Origin of the sequence: Commensalibacter sp. ESL0382 (assembly GCF_009725775.1) — a bacterium.
Taxonomy (GTDB): Bacteria; Pseudomonadota; Alphaproteobacteria; order Acetobacterales; family Acetobacteraceae; genus Commensalibacter; species Commensalibacter melissae.
In genome coordinates this window covers 546,630-570,121 of sequence record NZ_WNII01000011.1, presented here as the reverse complement: position 1 = coordinate 570,121, position 23,492 = coordinate 546,630, and the positions used below count along the sequence as shown (strand labels likewise).

16 protein-coding genes are annotated in these 23,492 nt (G+C 41.4%); 15 read left to right on the top strand and 1 reads right to left on the bottom strand.

Going from position 1 to position 23,492, the window contains the following annotated elements; translation table 11 throughout:
• Positions 1-3 precede the first annotated feature (3 nt).
• The 4 genes from GM552_RS06815 to GM552_RS06800 all read left to right on the top strand — a co-directional run bounded on the left by GM552_RS06815 (position 4) and on the right by GM552_RS06800 (position 7,273).
• On the top strand, positions 4-1,221 hold the full coding sequence (locus GM552_RS06815) for a DNA recombination protein RmuC (RefSeq protein WP_155565795.1): 1,218 nt from the start codon (positions 4-6) through the stop codon (positions 1,219-1,221).
• Positions 1,222-1,344: 123 nt separating this feature from the next.
• Positions 1,345-4,494 (top strand): efflux RND transporter permease subunit, encoded by a 3,150-nt coding sequence (locus tag GM552_RS06810; RefSeq protein WP_370533605.1) that lies wholly within the window; start codon positions 1,345-1,347, stop codon positions 4,492-4,494.
• Positions 4,495-4,497: 3 nt separating this feature from the next.
• On the top strand, positions 4,498-5,742 hold the full coding sequence (locus GM552_RS06805; RefSeq protein ID WP_155565794.1) for an efflux RND transporter periplasmic adaptor subunit: 1,245 nt from the start codon (positions 4,498-4,500) through the stop codon (positions 5,740-5,742).
• Complete coding sequence (locus tag GM552_RS06800) at positions 5,717-7,273, top strand: efflux transporter outer membrane subunit (protein WP_230882772.1); 1,557 nt, start codon at positions 5,717-5,719, stop codon at positions 7,271-7,273. The genes GM552_RS06805 and GM552_RS06800 overlap by 26 nt, the downstream gene beginning before the upstream one ends.
• A 17-nt stretch (positions 7,274-7,290) precedes the next feature.
• Here GM552_RS06800 and GM552_RS06795 read toward each other — a convergent pair whose 3' ends face one another.
• Positions 7,291-8,481: a hypothetical protein gene (locus tag GM552_RS06795; RefSeq protein ID WP_155565793.1), complete on the bottom strand. Its 1,191-nt coding sequence runs from the start codon at positions 8,479-8,481 to the stop codon at positions 7,291-7,293.
• Between the two features lie 255 nt (positions 8,482-8,736).
• Between GM552_RS06795 and rplK the strand changes: the two genes are divergently transcribed.
• From rplK to rplC, 11 genes are all read left to right on the top strand, one after another.
• On the top strand, positions 8,737-9,171 hold the full coding sequence (gene rplK / locus GM552_RS06790) for a 50S ribosomal protein L11 (protein ID WP_155565792.1): 435 nt from the start codon (positions 8,737-8,739) through the stop codon (positions 9,169-9,171).
• A 3-nt stretch (positions 9,172-9,174) separates the two neighbouring features.
• Positions 9,175-9,870 (top strand): 50S ribosomal protein L1, encoded by a 696-nt coding sequence (gene rplA, locus GM552_RS06785; RefSeq protein WP_155565791.1) that lies wholly within the window; start codon positions 9,175-9,177, stop codon positions 9,868-9,870.
• 272 nt (positions 9,871-10,142) lie between these two features.
• Complete coding sequence (gene rplJ / locus GM552_RS06780) at positions 10,143-10,667, top strand: 50S ribosomal protein L10 (protein ID WP_155565790.1); 525 nt, start codon at positions 10,143-10,145, stop codon at positions 10,665-10,667.
• A gap of 85 nt (positions 10,668-10,752) precedes the next feature.
• The gene (gene rplL, locus GM552_RS06775; protein WP_155565789.1) at positions 10,753-11,127 is read left to right on the top strand and encodes a 50S ribosomal protein L7/L12; all 375 of its coding nucleotides are present in this window, start codon (positions 10,753-10,755) and stop codon (positions 11,125-11,127) included.
• Positions 11,128-11,384: 257 nt separating this feature from the next.
• A complete protein-coding gene (rpoB, locus tag GM552_RS06770) occupies positions 11,385-15,557 on the top strand; it encodes a DNA-directed RNA polymerase subunit beta (RefSeq protein ID WP_155565788.1) in 4,173 nt (1,390 codons plus the stop codon).
• Positions 15,558-15,639: 82 nt separating this feature from the next.
• A complete protein-coding gene (gene rpoC / locus GM552_RS06765) occupies positions 15,640-19,890 on the top strand; it encodes a DNA-directed RNA polymerase subunit beta' (RefSeq protein WP_155565787.1) in 4,251 nt (1,416 codons plus the stop codon).
• Between the two features lie 369 nt (positions 19,891-20,259).
• Positions 20,260-20,631: a 30S ribosomal protein S12 gene (gene rpsL / locus GM552_RS06760; protein WP_003621118.1), complete on the top strand. Its 372-nt coding sequence runs from the start codon at positions 20,260-20,262 to the stop codon at positions 20,629-20,631.
• 15 nt (positions 20,632-20,646) lie between these two features.
• The gene (gene rpsG / locus GM552_RS06755; protein WP_122123905.1) at positions 20,647-21,123 is read left to right on the top strand and encodes a 30S ribosomal protein S7; all 477 of its coding nucleotides are present in this window, start codon (positions 20,647-20,649) and stop codon (positions 21,121-21,123) included.
• A gap of 68 nt (positions 21,124-21,191) precedes the next feature.
• Entirely contained in the window at positions 21,192-22,382 is a 1,191-nt protein-coding gene (tuf, locus tag GM552_RS06750; RefSeq protein WP_110438408.1) for an elongation factor Tu, read from the top strand.
• A gap of 96 nt (positions 22,383-22,478) precedes the next feature.
• The gene (rpsJ, locus tag GM552_RS06745; protein WP_110438407.1) at positions 22,479-22,787 is read left to right on the top strand and encodes a 30S ribosomal protein S10; all 309 of its coding nucleotides are present in this window, start codon (positions 22,479-22,481) and stop codon (positions 22,785-22,787) included.
• 10 nt (positions 22,788-22,797) lie between these two features.
• Positions 22,798-23,487 (top strand): 50S ribosomal protein L3, encoded by a 690-nt coding sequence (gene rplC, locus GM552_RS06740; protein WP_155565786.1) that lies wholly within the window; start codon positions 22,798-22,800, stop codon positions 23,485-23,487.
• Positions 23,488-23,492: the final 5 nt, after the last annotated feature.

The following is a 23,492-nucleotide window of genomic DNA, read 5'->3' as shown; positions in this document are numbered from 1 at the left end:
TCAATGATAAGTAATTATACGGAATATTTTTTTATTTTCATTATTGTATTGATTGGCTTTGGTTTGGCTGCTGTTTTTATATTGAAACAATCAATGAAAAAAAATGATCGGCAGGAGGATATTTTAAAAAGAATAACATTTTTAATCGAGAAGGAATCTTCCGCACGAATACAGGATCAAGACCGTCAGCAGCAGCATCTTGATAAAATTGAGAAGGAATTGTTCGACCGTTTACAGAATGGTCAAAACCAACTGGCTGAGCGATTGCATGTCATGAACGAAAGTTTGATGAAGGAACAATCCACGTTACGGTTGGATCAGGCAAGGGCGATGCAGCTTTTAACAGAGCAAAGTTCACAGAATTTAACAGAGTTGCGCCAATCTGTAACGGAAAGACTGAACAAGGCTGTTGAAACTCAAATGCAGTCATCTTTTCAGCGTGTGGTTGAACAGTTTTCCGAGATTCAAAAATTGATGGGTGAGGTTAACTCTGTAACAGCGCAGATGAGCGATTTAAAGCGATTGTTTACAAATGTTAAGACGCGTGGCGGCTGGGGTGAGGCGCAGCTACAATCAATATTAGATGATATTTTACCAACTGGAACTTATGAACGGAATGTGCGTTTAAAGGATAACAGCATGGAAATTGTCGAATTCGCCGTTCATATGCCTGCACAAGGTTCCCATAAACCTTTAATGGCCATTGATTCTAAATTCCCAACGGAAGCTTATGAACGATTAATACAAGCTATTGAAGAAGGAAATAGTGGCGCGGAACAGGCTGCCCGTAAAGCTCTGGAAAGTTGTGTCAAGCAGGAGGCGAAAAAGATCGCTTCAAAATATATTGTACCGCCAAAAACGGTTGAATTCGCTGTTTTATATGTTCCAACTGATGGACTTTATACGGAAATCGCTCGAATTCCCGGTCTTATCGACGAAATCGGCAGAGTTTATCATATTTTAATTATGTCCCCCGCCTTAATGCCGCCTTTATTACGGACTATTCATCTCGGTTATGTTTCATTGGCATTGAGTGAGAAAACGGAATTTGTTTCAAGTTTATTGGGCAAGACCAGACAAGAAATGATAAAAATTGACATGATTTTTGAAAAATTGACCCGTTATATAGAAAATACGGCCACTTCCGTCACTGATGCCCGTCGTAAAACCCAAAAACTTATTCAATCGCTGGAAAAAATTGGGGAAAAGGAAACTGAATAACCAGAATGGATAAGATTATTTTAACGAGAGATGGGTATGTTTTAAAATAGTTTAACAGCATTTTATCAAGGAACGAGCAAATCATATGGTTAATTAAAGAAAAACGGATGGGATCTTAATAAGGTGAATGCAATTGTAATTACGGCATTAAAGCGTCCATATACATTTGTTGTTCTGGCTATTTTAATTCTTGTTTTTGGGGTGTTGGCTATATTCCGGACACCAACTGATATATTTCCTGATATTAAAATTCCAGTGGTAGCTGTTGTCTGGAATTATACAGGTTTGATGCCAGAGGATATGTCGGGGCGGATTGTTTACTATTATGAACGGGCCTTGACATCCACGGTTGATAATATTGAGCATATTGAAAGCAATTCTTACTATGGGCGTGGAATTGTGAAGATTTTTTTTCAACCCGGTACTGATATTGCAGAGGCCCAGACACAAATTACCTCGGTTTCCCAAACTGTTTTAAAACAGATGCCCAAAGGTACGACGCCCCCCCTGGTCATTAAATACAGTGCTTCATCCATCCCTGTCATGATGTTAAAGGTCTCATCCAAAACTATTACCGGGTCCCAGCTTTATGATATGGCATCTAATCTGATACGGCCGGCCTTGATTTCTGTTGCGGGGGCGGCATTACCCTCACCTTATGGAGGTGTTTCCAATTATGTTCAAGTTGATTTGAATCAGGCTCGCTTACTGGCTTACGGGTTAACGGCAACGGATGTAGGTAATGCCCTTGGCAAGCAAAATATTGTCTTGCCAGCTGGAGACCAGAAAGTCGGTTCCATTGATTTTATGGTTCAAACCAATGCCAGTCCCAGAGCTGTTGACGAATTTAACAATATTCCAATTAAAAAAGTCGGCAATGCAACGGTTTTTTTAAGGGACGTTGCCTGGGTACATCGAGGTGGACCGCCGCAAACCAATCTTGTCTTGGTGAAGGGGCACAAGGCAATTTTGATGGTCGTTATGAAAACAGGGGATATTTCCACCCTTCAGGTAGTGGCTGGTATCAAAAGGTTATTGCCACAAGTGCAAAAGACACTGCCACCAGGAGTTGATGTTAGCATTCTATCAGATGCCTCAGTTTTTGTTAAGGATTCCGTTCATGATGTTGTAAGGGAAATGGTCACGGCTGCATTTCTGACCAGTATTGTGGTAATTCTATTTCTGGGTTCATGGCGATCAACCCTGATTATAGCAACCTCCATCCCCTTGGCGATTTTATCCGCCCTGATTGGTCTAGAGGCAATGCATCAGACAATCAATGTCATGACATTGGGAGGTCTGGCCCTCGCTGTCGGGATTTTGGTGGATGATGCCACCGTCATGATTGAGAATATTGACACGCATCTTGAAATGGGTAAACCCTTGTATGATGCAATTGTGGATGCGGCCAATCAAATTGTGATTCCAACTTTTGTTTCAACGCTCTGTATTTGTGTCGTCTGGTTTCCGTTGTTCCAACTGACCGGGGTGGGAGGATGGTTATTCATGCCCATGGCTGAAGCGATCATTTTTGCAATGATAGCATCCTTTATTTTATCCAGAACTTTTGTTCCCACCATGGCTTATTATCTGTTGCGTGGACAAGTGGAAAATCATGGCGTCAATAAAAAAAAAGAAACTTTTTTCGCACGATTCCAGCATGATTTTGATCAGGGATTTGAGAAATTCAGAAGATACTATCGGATTTTTTTGCATAAAATTCTTTTTGTTAAGAAAAAATTTATCCTAATTTTTTTAAGTTTTTCTTTTTTGTCTGTAGGTTTATTATTTTTTGTCGGACAGGATTTCTTTCCAGAAATTAAATCTGGTGAACTAGATTTACACATGCGTGCTCCTCTGGGTTCAAGAATTGAGGAAACAGGTAAAATTTCTTATCTAGTCAATTCAGAAATCAGTGATTTGTTACCTGGGCAAGTTTATGAAATTGTCAATAATTGTGGTTTGCCCTTTAGCAGTATCAACCAGGCTTATGTTGCAACTCCGACAATAGGGTCACAAGATTGTGACATGACAATCTCATTAAGGAATTCTGAATCTCCTGTTGCGGCATATCGCCAGATTCTCAGACATGGATTAAGAAAAAAATTTCCAGGAACAGACTTTGCCTTCACGCCGGGTGATATCACCGCCAAAATTTTAAATTTTGGTTTACCTGCCCCGATCAATGTGCAGATCGTGGGTCGAAACTTGGCAGGTAACTATGAATATGCAAAACATATTGCCGCAAAATTAAAGCGTATTCCTGGTATTGCGGATGTAAGGGTTCAACAAACGGTTTCTACACCAACCCTGATGATTAATACCCGTCGTGATTTTGCTCTTAGTACAGGATTAACTGAGGCGGATATTGCAAATAATGCTCTTGCAACCTTATCGGGAAGCGGACAGGTCGCACCCACTTATTGGCTGGATATCAAGACAGGGGTGTCTCATTTGGTGAATATTCAAACCCCCCAATCTGATTTACAGAATATGAATGATCTGGAAACCATTCCTGTCAATGGTTCCGAAAGAGGGGAAAAGAAAATCAAGTCGCAGATTTTGGGATCCTTGAGCCGTATTGATCATACAGGATCAGGTGGTGAAATATCCCATTACAATATCATGCCCGTATTTGAGATTTATGCCAGTAATGAAGGGCGAGATCTGGGGGCTGTCAGCAGGGATATCAAAAAAGTTATCAAAAGGGAAAAGGCGACAATACCCCGTGGCTCTACAATAGCCATTCGGGGGCAGGCTACAACAATGTATAATACTTATATGCAATTACTGGTGGGATTGGCATTATCTATATTGTTTGTCTATCTGATTATCGTTGTCAATTTTCAATCCTGGCTAGATCCATTTATTATCATCACTGCATTGCCGGGTGCCCTGGCAGGGATTTCTTGGAGTTTGTTTATCAGTCATAATGCATTGTCTGTTCCCGCGTTGACAGGGGCAATTATGTGCATGGGAACGGCCACTGCTAATTCCATTCTTGTTGTTTCTTTCGCTCGGGAACGGCTTACTGAGCATGGAGATGCGGTAAAAGCCGCAGTTGAGGCCGGATATGGTCGTATCAGGCCTGTTTTAATGACGGCTTCCGCAATGATAATTGGCATGATACCGATGTCATTCAGTAACACACAAAATGCCCCTTTAGGTAAAGCCGTTATGGGGGGGCTAACTCTGGCTACATTTGCAACCTTGTTGTTTGTTCCATGTGTGTTTGCATTGGTTTATAACCGTCATGGCCGGATAAAGGAATAGTGGATGTCCAACTTTTCAAAAAAAACCAAGGCTATTTTTTTAATGATTGGAATTTGCGCTTGTATTTACGCAATTTTTGGAATTGTTGAGCGACAGCACGATGTTGTCAAACTGACAGAACAGGCCAGGAAAGATTCATTTCCCATTGTTCAATGTATCCAGCCACAAAAAGGTCCAGCGATAAGAAGTCTCACTTTGCCTGGAGATGTATCGGCATGGTATCAGGCGCCAATCTATGCACAGGTATCAGGATATGTCCAACATTGGTATAAGGATTATGGTGCGACTGTAAAAGCGGGTGAATTACTGGCAACAATTGACACTCCTGGTCTGGACGCGCAGTATGAGGCAGCAAAAGCAAATTTGAAAGTTGCCCAGACACGCTACCAATTGGCGGCAGTTACGGCAAAACGTTGGCAGGCCTTGTCAGGAACCAAAGCGGTATCTCAGCAGGAAGTTGATGTTCAAGTCGCCAATGCTAAAGTTCAAAAGGCTGAAGTGGATGCAGCGGGCCATGAAGTGGCCCGGTATGAAGCTTTACAGGCATTCAAAAAAATCAAGTCTCCCTTTAGTGGCGTTGTTACATCGCGATTAACGGATGTAGGGGATTTTGTGAATAATAATGGAGATTTAAGCCGTCAAGGTAAGGCAACCGAGTTGTTTACGGTTTCTGATATTCATAAACTCCGTATTTTTGTAGATGTGCCGCAGGATTATGCATCAATCCTGAAAAAAGGGTTAAAGGCTGAATTGACAACAATTCAATATCCAGGAAAAACCTTTCAGGCGGATTTTTTGACATCTGCAAGGGCGTTTAATATGGCCAGCCGTACAGTGACAACTGAATTGACCGTTGAAAACGCCTCTCATATATTATGGCCCGGAACTTTTGTACAGGTTCATTTTATAACCCCAGCAGATCCAGATATTTTGATCATTCCAGAACAGGCTTTAATTTTTCGTAGTGAGGGTATGCAAGTTGCCGTTGTCGGGAATGATCATCGGGTTCGGATGCAGAAGGTAAAATTAGGAAATAATCTTGGTAAATCAATTCAGGTATTGGCAGGGATAAAAAAAACGGATTGGATTGTGAATAATCCATCAGCTGGGTTATTAAATGGGCAACAGGTTAAAATTGTAGATAGCACACCAGGATATAACGATAATTTTCAAAATAGCGAATCTGTAACAAAAAAATATGATAATGATTCGTTCAAGAAAAATGCGGCTGAATCCAATGTGGAATAAGAAGGCAGATAAAGCCAATATACCATATGGTTATTTGTTAATGGCATGTCTTGTTTTTCTGAATGGATGTGATTTAGCCCCGCATTACAAACCTGTTCATTATGTTCTGCCTGAAAATTGGCATGGAACAGCCCCTTTTCATATTGCACAACCTGAGGATCAGATTCCTAAAGGTGCATGGTGGGAGATATTCCATGATCCTGTGTTAAATCAACTGGAAAGCGATCTGGAAAAAAATAATCCTGATTTGCAAGCGGCAGCAGAAACCTATATGCAAAGTCGCGCTGTTCTTGGAGAGGTTAGATCGAATTTGTACCCACAATTAAATCTTGAAGCTGGTGGTGGAAGATATAAACAATCCCATCACCGGTTATTCCGAAGTAAAACCAGTCATGCTCCAATTGAAGAAACAAATATTCAATATCAGGCTTCTGTTTTATGGGAAGCAGACTTATGGGGTAAAATTAGAAATGAAATAAGGATGCAAAGAAACCTGGTTCAAGCGAAAGCTGCTGATTATGAATCTGCAAAACTATCTCTGGAAGGGGATCTGGCAGGCAGTTATATGCTTTTACGTGGGTATGATGCTCAGAATGAGGTTTTAAGCCAATCCATACAATATTATGAAGCTGCGGTTGATATCACGCGTATGCGTCAGGCAGGTGCTATTTCGGCTGGGATAGACGTTTCACGTGCCGAAAATCAATTGGCAATTACAAAGGCACAACAAACAGAGATACAGGCCAGACGGGATTTGACCGAACATGCGATCGCTGTTTTGGTTAATCAATTCCCCGCAGATTTTCATATAAAATCGGTAAAAACAAATCTAAATGATTATATACCGAATATACCGGTGGAATTTCCATCATCTCTATTACAACGTCGACCTGATATAGCCAGTGCTGAGCGACAGATGGCCGCTGCCAATCGCCATATAGGCATATCAAAGGCTGCATTTTATCCTGATATCACGATTAACGCGGCAAGTGGTTTTCAGGACAAGGGATTTGGCTTGGCAAATATGGCCAACAGCATGTGGTCTGCGGCAATTCAGGGGGCTTTACCCTTGTTTCAGGGGGGATTACGTCGGGCAAGTTTACAAAAGGGCTGGTCAGTCTACCGACAAACACGGGATCAATATCGCTCCACTGTTTTGGATGCGTTTCGCGAGGTTGAGGATAATCTTACCTTAACGCAAAAGATGCGGCTGGAATTAGAACAAAATAAGGAGGCCTCTGAAGCGGCCTTACGGACACAGGGAATGGCAATGTCATTATATACAGGAGGATTAACCACTTATCTAGACGTTGTTACAGCCCAGAATGCCGCATTAGCCGCCCAATTGGCTGAAGTTCAAAGTCAAATTAGCTTAATGCAGGCTTCAGTTAATTTGGTGGTGGCATTAGGTGGGGGATGGGGTAGACAGAATTTGCCTATTAAAAATTTAGAATCTTTTAAAGTTTTGCAGTATAATCATCTAGGATTTGATAAAAACCTACCTACAAAAAATAAAAAGATTCAATATTAATTTCATCAGATAAGAAATTAATGTCTTTCTTCTAAATAATGTAATTGATGTTCATTGCCATTGAATTTTCCTATTAATTTTATCTTATTATCAGGAGTTATTTCTTTATGATCAAATATAGTGGATATTTTCTGATCTTTGGAAATTAAATTTAAATTTCCATTAATGATTTTCCAATAATATTCGTTTTCATGATAATAATTATGAACACGGCCTTTCATGTCAAATTGCATATTATTACACCAACAAACATTGTCTGTTTGACTGCCATAAGCCCACTCACGAACAATAATATTACTTTCATCAGGTGAAAAATTTCTAATAGATAAAAGCTTTTGAACCGTGGAAAAAGATAGAAATTGTGAGAATAAAGTATTACGATGATTTGATTGATGGAGAAGCTCATTATGAATGGGATTCGCTACGTTTTCGAAGATTTCTTCGAATATATAGTAATTGAAGTTAATATGTTTTTTTAATTGAGAAGCAATTAAAAACTCAGGATCACTTTGATTGGTTAATCCAAAAAGTATAGTAGGTAAGGAGTGGTTGAATTTTCCCCCATATAGGTCGCGTGCTTTAGAATCATCCGCCAAAAAATCAATGTGCAATTTTTCTGCTGTTTGATATAAACTTCCTGTTCCAAGGGCTCTGGTATGTATTATAGGCCATTGATCGTAGATAAAAGCAATCTCTTGCATTTCCCATAATAGATGCTGCCAATATCTTTCAATACCCCATAGTGGGAATTCTTTTAGTTGAGCTAAGGTGTTTTTCAAAAATTTTCTGCTCATTATGGGAGCCATGCATTCAATAAAATCTGTTCCTCGTAAGAGTAATGTTTGTTGTTGCAGTGTAATAGGGTGAGTAAAAAAACTTTCTAACGTTAAAGATGGGGCAGATAAGACAGGTTGATATTTATTAATAAAATTAACGATTTTTCTTGCTGATTGATAGGAAATATATAAATCGTCTTCAAATAGCCAAAAGAAATCATATTGATTAATAATATCTGGGTTATTAATGATGAAGTCATGAACCCCACTTAATTTTGTTCCTTCAACTTTATATGTGTAAGTAGGGTTGTCTTGTGAAAAATCAGCATTATCATAATATACAAAAGCGATGTCCATTATTTTTTGTATAAGGTGTATCCATGATTTGTGAATGGATTTTGTACCGCAACGTAAAATCATGAGATGTTTCATTGATTGATTACCTTTAGATTATATTAATTATTGATTAATTGTAATTTTTAAAAGAATAATTTTTTTTTTCAATCTTTAAGAATAATATTTTATTGGATTTTAAATAAAATCTTGACAAACTTTGTAAACTATAAGAAAAATATCAACTCTTATCGGAACGCGGGAGATTACTTTAGCAACAAGGAAAAAAGAATTTTTCTTTGGGTTTTCGTGTGAACCGCGGTCTGGGTAGATTAATGTTAAGGAGACCCGGATATGGCCAAAAAGATTGTTGGCTACATTAAATTGCAAATTCCTGCTGGAAAGGCGAATCCATCCCCACCTGTTGGGCCTGCCCTAGGTCAGCGTGGCTTAAATATTATGCAATTTTGTAAAGAGTTTAATGCTGCAACACAAAGCCTGGAACCAGGAATGCCTATTCCTGTCGTGATCACAGCTTATGCAGATCGTACATTTAGTTTCATCACTAAAACACCCCCTAATACTTATTTTTTGTTGAAAGCTGCAAAAATTTCCAAAGGTGCCTCTGTTATTGGTAAGGGTGCAACTGTTGGTACAGTAAAAATCAGCCAATTGCGTGAAATCGCTGAGCAAAAGATGAAAGATATGAATGCGAATGACGTTGATGGTGCTGTTCGTATGTTGATGGGATCTGCACGTTCCATGGGCTTGAAGGTTGAGGAGGCTTAAGAGATGGCAAAGAATAAACGTATTGCTGCAGCTTATGCTTCAATTGAAAGAAATAAGCTTTACGCATTGAAAGATGCTGTTGCATTGATTCGTGGTAATGCGAAGGCTAAATTTGACGAAACAGTTGAAATTGCCATTAATCTAGGTGTTGATCCTCGTTATGCGGATCAGATGGTTCGAGGCTTAATGTCACTGCCACATGGAACAGGAAAAACTTTGCGTGTTGCTGTTTTTGCACGGGGTGAAAGAGCCGAAGAGGCTAAAGCGGCTGGCGCAGATATTGTTGGTGATGAAGATCTTGCGGAAAAAGTGCAGGCGGGTCAGGTTGATTTTGACCGTTGTATCGCAACCCCTGACATGATGGCGCTGGTTGGGCGTCTTGGCAAGATTCTTGGTCCACGTGGTTTGATGCCTAATCCCAAATTGGGAACGGTTACAATGGATGTTAAGTCTGCTGTAACAGCTGCAAAATCAGGTCAGGTTGAATACCGTGCCGAAAAGGGCGGTGTCATTCATGCTGGTGTGGGTAAGGCATCATTTAGTGCTGAAAATCTTCTTGAAAATATCCGAGCTTTTGTTGATACTGTGCAAAAAGCACGCCCAACAGGGGTAAAAGGTACCTATATGAAAAAGATTTATCTTTCTTCAACAATGGGTCCTGGCATTGAAGTGGATATTGCTAGCGTTAACGCTGGTTAATAAAAAAGTTTTATTATCCCTTTTTGATAAGGGGATAGTATTGTCGAGACATTTTAAAATGTCTCAAACCTGTCCAAGACCGTACGTAATTTAAGATTTTAAAGGTTTAGAGCCGCGCATGGAAGACGGGGCTGGTATTATAGATTGAAAAATTATTTATATGCTAGTGATTCCGTTGAGGACAGGCGAACCGGATCAATAAAATTCATTTTATTGATCTAAATGGTAACCTGAACAGTTATAAATTTAACTGATCAAAATGGAGACGGGATTTGGACCGCACGGAAAAACAAGCTTTTGTTGCTTCCATGGCATCTGTTTTCGCAAACACTTCAATGGTCGTTGTTACGCGCAATGCGGGATTAACGGTTGCTGATGTTACGGATTTGCGTCGTCGTATGCGTGCTGCTGGGGCAACTTATAAAGTTGGGAAAAACCGCTTGGTCACCCTCGCCGCAAAAGGTACCTCATTCGAAGGCATTACGCCAATGCTAACTGGGCCTACAGCTCTTGCTTGGGCAGAGGATCCAGTTGCTGTTGCGAAAGTAGCCGTCGAGTTCGCCAAAACCAATGAAAAACTTGTTGTGCTTGGTGGAGCGTTAAGTGGCCAATTACTTGATTTGAATCAGGTCAAGGCCCTTGCAGAGCTTCCATCCTTGGATGCGCTTCGTGCACAACTGGTTGGGCTTATTTCTACACCTGCCACACGTATTGCTGGTGTATTGCAAGCTCCTGCTGGTCAATTGGCACGGGTTTTTGGTGCTTATGCGGACAAAGGTGATGTGCAAGCGGCTTAATAAAATTTAAGTCTTTAAAAAGTTACTGAATAATCAGTGGACTTATCTCAAATCACTTATTAGTATATAAATAGGAAGAATGTAAATGGCTGATCTAGCTAAACTTGTTGATGAATTATCTGCTTTAACCGTATTAGAGGCTGCTGAGCTTTCTAAAATGTTGGAAGAAAAATGGGGTGTTTCTGCTGCCGCTCCTGTTGCTGTTGCTGCTGCTCCAGCTGCTGGTGGTGCTGCTCCAGCTGAAGAAAAAAGTGAATTCGATGTAATTCTTGCTAAATCTGGTGATAAGAAGATTAATGTTATTAAAGAAGTGCGCACCATCACAGGTCTTGGTTTGAAAGAAGCTAAGGATTTGGTTGAGGGGGCTCCTAAAACGCTTAAAGAAGGCGTAAGTAAGGATGAGGCTGAAAAAATTAAAAAGACCCTTGAAGAACAAGGCGCTTCAGTCGAAATTAAATAAGGCTATGAAGCAAACGGTAGAAAATTTTCTTTCTGCTGTTAGACTTTAAAATAAGGTAAGGCGGGACTCGTGAGTAGGGGTTTCCGCCTGCTTGGTCGTTAAAAGGAAAAATATTTAACGATTGTAAAATAGTATTCCCTTTATATATTAGGGATTAGTTGAGAGTGTGATCCCTTATTGGGATCATGAGTTTATAATTATCCAGATGGTTTGTGTGACAAATTTATCCGGAAGCAGGCGATAGGGCACAATACACGATGAACGCGGTAAGCAAATCGTTCACTGGGCGCAAGCGCATTCGTAAAAATTTTGGACGGATTCCTGAAATTGCTCCGATGCCAAATTTAATTGATGTGCAACGGGCAAGTTATGAGGCTTTTCTACAGCGAGATGTAAAGCCGGAAAATCGTTCATTAACTGGTTTGGAAGAGGTTTTTCGATCTATTTTTCCAATCAGCGATTTTGCAGGTAATGGTCGTCTTGAATTTGTAAATTATGAATTTGAAGAACCTAAATATGATGTTGAGGAATGTCTTCAGCGGGGATTGACTTACGCGGCACCATTAAAGGTCGTTCTTCGTTTGATCGTTTGGGATATTGACGAAGATACGGGGTCTCGTTCTATTCGTGATATTAAGGAACAACCTGTCTATATGGGCGATATGCCTTTGATGACAGAAAATGGTACCTTTATTATTAACGGTACTGAACGTGTAATCGTATCTCAAATGCATCGCAGTCCAGGGGTGTTTTTTGACCATGATGGTGGGAAAACCCATTCATCAGGCAAATTTTTGTTTACGGCAAGAATAATTCCCTATCGCGGTTCCTGGCTGGATTTTGAATTTGATAGTAAAGATTTAATTTACGTCCGAATAGATCGAAAGAGAAAAATTCCTGTTACAACCTTTCTGTATGCTCTTGAGGGTGAAAATTCGATCGCTTTGCGAGAGGCGAAAATTAAAGAGGGTGGGGATGTGGATTCCGTTCTTGTTCATGGAATGGATGATGATGAAATCCTTTCATATTTTTATAATACAGTAGTTTTCAAAAAAGTTGCTGATGGTTGGTCTCGCACCTTTGAGCAGGATGCTTTTCGCAATTTAAAATTACTGTCTCCTTTGGTTGATGCGGATACTGGTGAGATTGTAGCTGAAGAAAATGTCAAGTTGACTGCAAGGCTTATTCGCAAGATTGCTGAAAAAACGAAAAACGTGCTTGTTAAACGGGAAGATTTGCTTGGACGTTATTTTGCTCATGATCTGGTCAATGAAGAAACCGGTGAAATTTATGCCGAGGCTGGTGTAGAGATTACCGAAGCTATACTGGATACGCTGGAAGAGCTTGGTTTAAAAGAAATACCAACGCTGGCGATTGACAATAATGTCGGTCCCTGGATCAGAAATACATTGATTGTTGATAAAAATACGTCCAGAGATGATGCGCTGGTTGATATTTATCGTGTCATGCGCCCTGGTGAACCTCCAACGGCTGAAACGGCAGAGGCGTTGTTCCACGGATTATTCTTTGATGCTGATCGTTATGATCTTTCTGCTGTTGGACGTGTAAAAATGAATATGCGTCTTGGTGTGGAAGGGGATGACACTATTCGTACACTTCGTAAAATTGATATTTTGCGGACGATCAAAATCATGTGCGAATTAAAAGATGGACAAGGAAGTGTCGATGATATCGATAATCTTGGAAATCGTCGTGTACGTTCTGTGGGTGAATTGATGGAAAACCAATATCGTCTTGGTTTGTTAAGAATGGAACGTGCCATTCGTGAAAGAATGAGCTCTGTTGATATTGATACAGTCATGCCGCATGACCTTATTAATGCAAAACCGGCTGTTGCCGCTGTTCGTGAATTTTTTGGTTCGTCACAGTTATCGCAATTTATGGATCAAACGAACCCATTGTCAGAAGTTACACATAAACGTCGTTTATCCGCTTTGGGACCGGGCGGGCTGACCCGTGAACGTGCCGGATTTGAAGTTCGTGACGTTCATCCGACACATTATGGACGTATTTGTCCGATTGAAACGCCCGAAGGTCCAAATATTGGTTTGATCAATTCTTTGGCAACGTATGCAAAAGTAAACAAATACGGGTTTATTGAGACACCTTATCGTTTGGTCAAGGATGGTCAGTTGCAAGATGGGTGGAAATATCTTTCCGCCATGGAAGAGGAAAAGCTTATCGTCGCACAGGCAGATGCCAAACAGGATAGTCATGGACATTTGACAGGAGATCTTGTTTCTGTAAGACAAAATGGCGATTTTCAACTGGTAAAACCAGAAGAGGTTACTGCTTGTGATGTTTCGCCAAAGCAATTGGTTTCTGTTGCCGCCGCCCTGATTCCGTTCCTTGAAAACGATGATGCAAACCGTGCCTTGATGGGATCAAACATGCAGCGTCAAGCCGTTCCATTAATTCGGTCAGATGCGCCATTAGTTGGAACAGGAATGGAAGCTGCAGTTGCAAGAGATTCTGGAGCAACGATTGTGGCTCGTCGTGGTGGTATTGTTGATCAGATTGATGGAGCTCGTATTGTTGTCCGTGCAACGGATGAAAATGGTGCAACGCAAGGTGTTGATATTTACCGTTTACGGAAATACACGCGTTCTAACCAGTCAACTTGTATCAATCAGCGTCCATTGGTTTATGTTGGTGATCATATTAAGGCTGGCGATATTATCGCTGATGGTCCTTCAACAGAGCTTGGTGAATTGGCGCTTGGCCGGAACGTTCTTGTTGCCTTCATGCCATGGAACGGTTACAATTTCGAAGATTCAATACTGATTTCAGAACGTATTGCGCGGGATGATGTGTTTACTTCTATTCATATTGAAGAATTTGAGGTGATGGCACGTGACACAAAATTGGGTCAAGAGGAAATAACTCGGGATATCCCCAATGTCGGGGAGGAAGCGCTGCGCAATCTGGATGAGGCTGGTATCGTGTATATTGGTGCTGAAGTAAATCCCGGTGATATCTTGGTGGGTAAAATCACCCCCAAGGGCGAAAGCCCGATGACACCTGAAGAAAAGCTTTTACGTTCTATTTTTGGTGAAAAGGCTTCTGATGTTCGTGATACATCATTGAAATTACCGCCTGGAACAAGTGGGACCGTTGTTGACGTTCGTGTTTTCTCTCGTCGTGGTATTGATAAAGATGAACGTGCAATGGCTATTGAACGTGCTGAAATTGAACGGTTAAGCAAGGATCGTGATGATGAGTTGGCCATTCAAGAACGTGCGTTTTATAACAGGTTGAAAGAGAATCTTCTCAATCAGAAAGCTGGGGCAGGATTCAAGGGAATTAGATCAGGAACGGATTTAACAGAAGAAGTGTTGGCCGAACATCCCCGTGGAACATGGCGTCATATCATTGTTGCCGATGATGATGTAATGGCTAATATTGAACAGATTAAACGTGACTTTGATCGTGAGGTTTCCAATATTCAGGCGCGTTTCAACAACAAGGTTGATAAGATCCAGCGTGGTGATGAGCTTCCTCCTGGTGTTATGAAAATGGTTAAGGTTTTCATTGCCGTTAAAAGAAAATTACAGCCTGGGGATAAAATGGCCGGTCGTCATGGAAATAAGGGTGTTGTTTCCCGTGTTGTGCCAGTTGAGGACATGCCATTTCTTGAGGATGGAACCTCTGTTGATATCGTGTTGAATCCGTTGGGTGTGCCTTCCCGTATGAATGTCGGTCAGATCCTTGAAACCCATTTGGGATGGGCCTGTGCAAATCTGGGTAGACAAGTCAGCCAAGTTGTTGATCAGTATATGAAGACTGGTGAAAAGAAACAGGAACTTTTGGATCGCCTTAGATTGATTTATGGCGAAAAAACGTTTAATGAAAAAATAGCCAATCTTTCAGAGGCTGAACTGCTTAATTTCTGTAATGATCTTCGTAAGGGTGTCTCGATTATGACTCCGGTGTTTGATGGAGCAAGCATTCCTGATATCGAAAACATGTTGAAAGAGGCGGGGCTTAATCCTTCGGCGCAAAGTACATTGATTGATGGACGTACGGGAGATCCTTTTGAGCGCCAAGTGACGGTTGGTTATATTTACATGCTTAAGTTGCATCACCTGGTTGATGACAAAATCCATGCGCGTTCTATTGGTCCTTACTCATTGGTGACGCAACAACCATTGGGTGGTAAAGCCCAATTTGGTGGCCAGCGTTTCGGAGAAATGGAGGTATGGGCCTTGGAGGCTTATGGGGCTGCCTATACCTTGCAGGAAATGCTTACGGTTAAATCAGATGACGTTTCAGGCCGTACTAAGGTTTATGAAGCGATCGTTAAAGATCAGGACGATTTTGAGGCTGGTATACCTGAAAGCTTTAATGTGCTGGTGAAGGAATTAAAATCCCTTGGCTTAAATGTTGAACTTGAACAAAGTGCTGAATAAAGTAGATTGTTAGGTTTTTTAAATATTATCAATGAGGTATTCAGTTTATGGATACCTCAACCCCCCAAAAGGTTTTTGGCGAATGAATGAACTTATGAAAATTCTTGGTCAGACTGGCCAAGCAATGACGTTTGATCAGATTAAAATTCAATTGGCCTCGTCTGAACAGATACGGTCTTGGTCTTATGGTGAAGTGAAAAAGCCAGAGACAATCAATTATCGTACTTTTAAACCAGAACGGGATGGATTGTTTTGTGCGCGCATTTTCGGTCCGATCAAGGATTATGAATGTCTTTGTGGTAAATATAAACGGATGAAATTCCGTGGCATAGTATGTGAAAAATGCGGTGTTGAAGTTACGCTTGCCAAAGTGCGTCGTGAACGTATGGGGCATATTGAGCTTGCAAGCCCGGTTGCACATATTTGGTTTTTGAAATCTCTTCCAAGTCGTATCGGATTAATGATCGATATGACTTTGAAAGATCTCGAGAGGGTTTTGTATTTTGAAAATTATGTTGTTTTAGAACCCGGGACATCGCCATTAAAACAATATAGCCTGCTGACTGAGGATCAATATCTTGATGCCATGGAAGAATATGGGCATGAGGGTATTGAAATAGGGATTGGTGCGGAAGCGATTAAGAAAATTCTGGTCAATATCGATTGTGATGTTGAAAAAGTCGAATTACGCGCCGAATTAAAAGAAACGACTTCTGAAGTCAAACGTAAGAAGCTTGTAAAACGTTTAAAACTTGTGGAAGCTTTTGCAGAAAGTGGTTGTCGTCCTGAATGGATGATCATGAGTGTTGTACCAGTCATTCCACCTGAATTAAGACCGCTTGTTCCATTGGACGGTGGCCGTTTTGCCACATCAGATCTCAATGATTTGTACCGTCGTGTTATCAACCGTAATAATCGGTTGAAACGGTTAATGGAATTGCGTGCACCGGATATTATCATTCGTAATGAAAAACGTATGTTGCAGGAATCTGTTGATGCGTTGTTTGATAATGGACGTAGAGGACGGGCAATTACAGGGGCGAATAAACGACCATTAAAATCCTTGGCGGATATGCTTAAAGGAAAACAGGGACGTTTCCGTCAGAACTTGCTTGGTAAACGTGTGGATTATTCTGGACGTTCAGTGATTGTGGTTGGTCCTGAATTGAAATTGCATCAATGCGGTTTGCCTAAAAAAATGGCATTGGAATTGTTCAAGCCATTTATATATTCCAAGCTTGAAAAATATGGGCATGCGACGACTATTAAGGCAGCTAAGCGCATGGTTGAGAAAGAACGTCCAGAAGTTTGGGATATTATTGAAGAGGTTATTCGTGAACATCCTGTCATGCTTAACCGCGCACCAACTTTACACCGCTTGGGTATTCAAGCTTTCGAGCCTGTTTTGATTGAGGGTAAAGCGATTCAGTTGCATCCATTGGTATGTACTGCCTTCAATGCAGATTTTGACGGTGATCAGATGGCGGTTCATGTGCCATTGAGTTTGGAAGCGCAGCTCGAAGCACGTGTTTTGATGATGTCCACAAATAATATTCTTAGTCCTGCTAGTGGTAAGCCTATTATTGTTCCATCTCAGGATATTGTATTGGGGCTGTATTATCTAAGTCTGGAAATTCCTGAATTTAAATTAACTCCAGATCAATCCGAATATGATTCTGAAGGTCATCTTATTAAAAAGGGTGCACCTCTTTTTGCGAATATCGGTGAGATTGAACATGCATTGTCATCCAGAACCTTGAAGCTTCACGATAAAATTCGTTGTCGTTTTCAAACAAAGAATGCGGATGGTGAGCTAGTTTATCAAAAGGTAGTGACAACCGCAGGTAGAATGTTGATTTCACAGATTCTTCCAAAACACCCAGCAATCAATTTTTCATTGATCAATCAACAATTAACGAAAAAGACAATTTCAGATATTATCGATATTGTCTATCGTCATTGTGGTCAGAAGGAATGTGTGATTTTTGCGGATCGTATGATGGGACTAGGATTCTCTTACGCTGCTAAAGCTGGTATTTCCTTTGGTAAGGATGATATGATCATTCCTGATGCGAAAAAGGAACTGGTCGCTAAGACAACCGAAGAGGTTAAGGAGTTTGAACAGCAATATCAGGACGGTTTGATTACAGCAGGAGAGCGTTATAACAAGGTTGTTGATGCTTGGTCACGTTGTACGGATGAGGTTCAGGCAGCGATGATGAAAAAGATTTCGCATGTAGAGCCTGGCCAACCCATCAATTCTGTCTGGATGATGAGTCATTCTGGAGCTCGTGGGTCCCCAGCCCAGATGAAGCAGTTGGCCGGTATGCGTGGTCTGATGGCGAAACCGTCAGGTGAAATTATTGAACAACCTATTATTGCCAATTTCAAGGAAGGTCTTTCTGTTCTTGATTATTTTACGTCGACTCATGGTGCACGTAAAGGATTGGCTGATACGGCCCTGAAAACCGCAAACTCTGGATATCTTACTCGTCGTCTGGTTGACGTTGCTCAGGATTGCATTATTGTTGAGCCAGATTGTGGAACAGAACGCGGATTGGTTGTTCGTGCGGTAATGGATGGTGGTGAGGTTATTTCTTCACTAGCAGAACGTATTCTTGGACGTACATTGGCGGCAGATGTAACGGATCCAGCAACTGGTAAAATTCTTTATCCTCGTAACACGCTTTTGGAGGAGGCCGAGGTTGAGGCGATCGAAAAGGCCAATGTTGAAAGTGTGATGATTCGTTCTGTTTTAACCTGTGACAGTCAGGTTGGCGTATGCGCTCATTGTTATGGTCGTGATCTTGCTCGCGGAACTCCTGTTAATATAGGAGAGGCTGTCGGTGTTATTGCTGCTCAGTCAATTGGTGAGCCCGGGACTCAGCTGACAATGCGTACATTCCATATTGGCGGTGCAGCACAAAAAGGTGCAGAACAATCTATGGTTGAATCCTCCCGCGATGGCAAGATCAAGATTGTAAATCTGAATGTTGTTCAAAACAGTCAGGGATTTGACATTGTCATGTCCAGAAACTGTGAAATTATCCTGTTGGATGATAATGGAATTGAACGCGCTCATTATCGTATTCCTTATGGTGCACGTTTGCTTGTTAAAAATGGATCGAATGTCAAGCGTCATCAGAAAATGGCAGAATGGGATCCATATACCCTACCTATTATTACTGAAAAATCAGGTACAATTGAGTATCAGGATCTGATTGAAGGTATTACACTGGTTGAACGGATGGATGAAGTCACGGGGCTTTCTTCAAAAGTTGTTGTTGACTATAAGCAAACAAGTAAATCTCGTGATTTGAGACCACGCTTGCAGTTAAAGGATTCAAATGGGGAAGTCATGAAGTTGGGGAACGGTAACGACGCACGTTACTTCTTGTCTCCAGATTCCCTGCTTTCTGTGGAAAATGGGGCGCAGGTTAATGCCGGTGATGTCTTGGCCCGTATTCCAAGAGAAGGTTCCAAGACGCGTGATATTACCGGGGGTCTTCCACGGGTGGCTGAACTTTTCGAGGCACGTCGTCCGAAAGATCATGCGATTATTGCTGAAAATGATGGTGTGGTTGAATTCGGAAAAGACTATAAGGCAAAACGTCGGATCGTTGTATGTAATGAGGATACTGGTGAAGAAACAGAATATTTGATTCCTAAGGGAAAGCATATTTCTGTACAGGAAGGTGACTTTGTTCGTAAGGGCGACCCTCTTGTTGATGGGCCCCGTGTTCCTCATGATATTTTAAAGGTTCTTGGAATTGAAGCCTTGTCGGATTATCTGATTGATGAAATTCAGAGTGTTTATCGTCTTCAGGGCGTGAAGATCAATGATAAACATATTGAAGTGATCGTTCGTCAAATGCTGCAAAAGATTGAGGTGACGGATCCAGGTGATACGACTTATTTAATTGGTGAAACTGTAGATCGCTTGGAATTTGAACAAGAAAATATCAAACGGATGAACGCCAACGAGCGTCCGGCAACTGGTTCACCAGTTTTACAGGGTATCACCAAAGCTGCGTTACAAACCAAATCCTTTATTTCAGCGGCGTCCTTCCAGGAAACAACCCGTGTATTGACAGAGGCAGCATCTGCGGGAAAGGTTGATACCTTGATGGGATTAAAGGAGAATGTAATCGTCGGACGTCTTGTTCCTGCAGGAACGGGTAGTGTCATGAACAGATTCCGTGCCATGGCCTATTCAAGAGATAGACAGCGAATTCTGGATGCAAATAAGATGAATGATGAAGCGGAAATTGAACTTTCTTCTGTTACATCAGAAAATAATGAAATAAAGGACGTGACTCAGGTCACTGAATAAGGTATAGGTATATAACTTTATTCGTTTTCAGTTTTATTAAATGGGTATTACTACCCATTTAATAAGTTAAAATACGGGTCATTTTTGTCTTTTGGCAAAAATAAAATGTTTTTTTACAAGGATACTTAGTTCAATTTTAAGCTGTTTTAAAAATAGCTTGCAATTTAACAAGGGTCTTGTTAAAAAGCATCGTTATCTGTTGAATAAATTTATGGCACATTAGATAAAACATCGTTTATAAGGTATATGGTTTTATTTTTATGCCAACTTTAGTGGCATTTATTTAATTAAATGTTAATTGTTGTAATGACCGTCGAGTAACAATATTGCGTTGCTTGACCTAGAAATAGTAAGGATCGGGAAAGGCGAATGCCGACCATTAACCAATTAATCGCTAAAGGCCGCGAACCTGCTGCCAAGCGCAATAAGGTTCCTGCTTTGCAGGGATGCCCGCAAAAACGAGGGGTATGTACTCGTGTTTATACAACAACACCTAAAAAGCCAAACTCAGCATTGCGTAAAGTTGCAAAGGTACGTCTGACGAACGGTTATGAGGTGGTGAGTTATATTCCTGGTGAAGGTCATAACTTGCAAGAACATAGTGTGGTCTTAATACGTGGTGGACGTGTTAAGGATTTGCCAGGCGTGCGTTATCATATTTTACGTGGTGTTCTGGATACACAAGGAATCGCAAAGCGACGTCAACGTCGTTCTTTGTATGGTGCTAAACGTCCAAAATAAGAGGAATTAAAAGGCATGAGTCGCCGACACCGCGCAGTAAAGCGTGAGATACTTCCCGATCCTAAGTTTGGTGATGTGGTCATCACGCGTTTCATGAATGCGTTGATGTATGATGGTAAAAAATCTATTGCTGAAAAAATCGTTTATGGTGCATTGGAATCTCTACGCGCCCGTGGCGGTGAATCAGCGGACCCTGTAAACCTGTTTCACGAAGCTTTGGATAATGTTAAGCCAGCCGTTGAAGTTCGTTCACGACGTGTAGGTGGTGCAACGTACCAGGTGCCTGTAGAAGTTCGTGCTGACCGTCGTCAGGCATTAGCAATTCGCTGGTTAATTGACGCTTCCCGCAAACGTGGCGAAAATACTATGCAAGAAAGATTGTCAAACGAATTGCATGACGCTATCAATAATCGTGGAGCGGCTGTTAAAAAGCGCGAGGATACTCACCGTATGGCTGAAGCAAATAAAGCATTCAGTCATTATCGCTGGTAAGTATAAGTTTGAACTTAATTTATTTTAACCGAATTTCTTGGTAAAAACCGAGTTAACGGAGAGAGACAATGGCAAAGGCTAAATTTGAGCGGAATAAACCGCACTGTAACATTGGAACTATTGGTCACGTTGATCATGGTAAAACAACATTAACAGCTGCTATAACGAAAGTTTTGGCGGAAAAAGGCGGTGCGGATTTTACTGCCTATGACATGATCGATAAGGCACCTGAAGAACGTGCCCGTGGTATTACTATTTCAACAGCACACGTTGAGTATGAAACAGACAAACGTCACTATGCTCATGTTGACTGTCCTGGTCACGCTGACTATGTTAAAAACATGATCACAGGTGCGGCACAGATGGATGGTGCTATCCTGGTTGTTTCAGCTGCTGACGGTCCTATGCCACAGACTCGTGAACATATTCTTTTGGCTCGTCAGGTTGGCGTTCCAGCACTGGTTGTATTCATGAATAAATGTGACCAAGTTGATGATCCTGAACTTCTTGAGCTTGTTGAAATGGAAATTCGTGAATTACTTTCTTCGTATGAATTTCCTGGAGATGATATTCCCATTATCAAAGGATCAGCTTTGGTTGCTCTTGAAGACGGTGATCCAGAATTGGGTAAAAACCGTATTCTTGACCTGATGAATGCTGTTGATGAATATATCCCGCAGCCAGAACGTCCAATTGATCGTCCATTCTTGATGCCAATTGAGGATGTTTTCTCTATTTCTGGACGTGGTACGGTTGTCACCGGACGTGTGGAACGTGGTGAAATCACTGTTGGTGAAGAAGTTGAAATTGTTGGTATTCATCCAACAACAAAAACAACGGTTACCGGTGTTGAAATGTTCCGCAAATTGCTTGACCGTGGTGAAGCGGGTGACAATATCGGTGCGCTTCTTCGTGGAACAAAACGTGAAGATGTTGAACGTGGTCAAGTTCTGGCTAAACCAGGAACCATTAAGCCACATAACAAATTCAAGGCGGAAGCTTATATTCTTACAAAAGAAGAAGGTGGGCGTCATACTCCATTCTTTACCAATTACCGTCCACAATTCTATTTCCGTACAACTGACGTAACTGGTGTTGTACATCTTCCAGAAGGTGTGGAAATGGTGATGCCTGGTGATAATGCGGCAATGGATGTTGAATTGATTGCTCCTATTGCCATGGATGAAGGTCTGCGATTCGCTATTCGCGAAGGTGGACGTACTGTTGGGGCTGGTGTAGTTTCCAAAATTACCGAATAGTCTCGGCTAATTAGTTTGGATTCCCAGCTGTTTTTGCGGCTGGGAATCTTGTTGTTCTTGGATCCGAAAAGGATTCGTTTTTGTAGGCAGAAATAAATGGAAAGCCAAAACATCCGTATTCGCCTTAAAGCTTACGATTATCGTGTGTTGGATAATAGCACTCGTGAAATCGTAAATACAGCGAAGCGTACGGGGGCACAGGTAAGGGGGCCAATCCCGTTGCCAACGCACATTGAGCGGTTTACAGTTAACCGCTCACCCCATATTGATAAGAAGAGTCGTGAGCAGTTCGAAATCAGAACGCACCGGCGTTTGTTAGATATTGTTGAGCCCAACCCGCAGACCGTGGACGCTCTCATGAAACTTGACCTCGCCGCTGGCGTTGATGTCGAGATTAAGCTATAAGGTCCAGACGATGCGTACAGGATTGATCGCAAAAAAGTTGGGAATGACCCGACTATTTAAAGAGGACGGCACTCATGTGCCAGTCACTGTATTGTACTTGGATGAAGTACAAGTAGTTGATGCTCGTACAAATGAACGTGATGGATACACAGCCCTTCAATTGGGGTATGGTAAAGCTAAGGTAAAAAATGTTAGCAAGCCTAATCGTGGTCATTTTGCACGGGTAAAAGTTGAACCAAAACAGAAACTTGTAGAATTTCGTGTTACGGAAGACGCTGTTGTTGAGGCGGGGGCAAGATTGACTGCCGCTCATTTTGTTGTAGGACAAAAGGTGGACGTAACTGGGACCAGTAAAGGTAAGGGATTTGCAGGTGGAATGAAACGTTGGAATTTCAAGGGGTTGGAAGCAACTCATGGTGTTTCAATTAGTCATCGTTCGCATGGTTCCACAGGGAATAGACAAGACCCCGGTAAAACATTTAAAAATAAGAAGATGGCAGGCCATTTAGGTAGTGAGCGTGTAACGACGCAGAATCTTGAGGTTGCTGCTGTAGATGTAGAGAAAAATTTGATCATGATTAAAGGTGCAGTGCCTGGTGCGAAAAACGGGTTTGTTCTCTTGCGTGATGCGATCAAAAAGCCTCGTCATGCTGATGCACCATTTCCGGCAGCATTGGCAATGGTTGCTGAGGAAGGTTGAACACT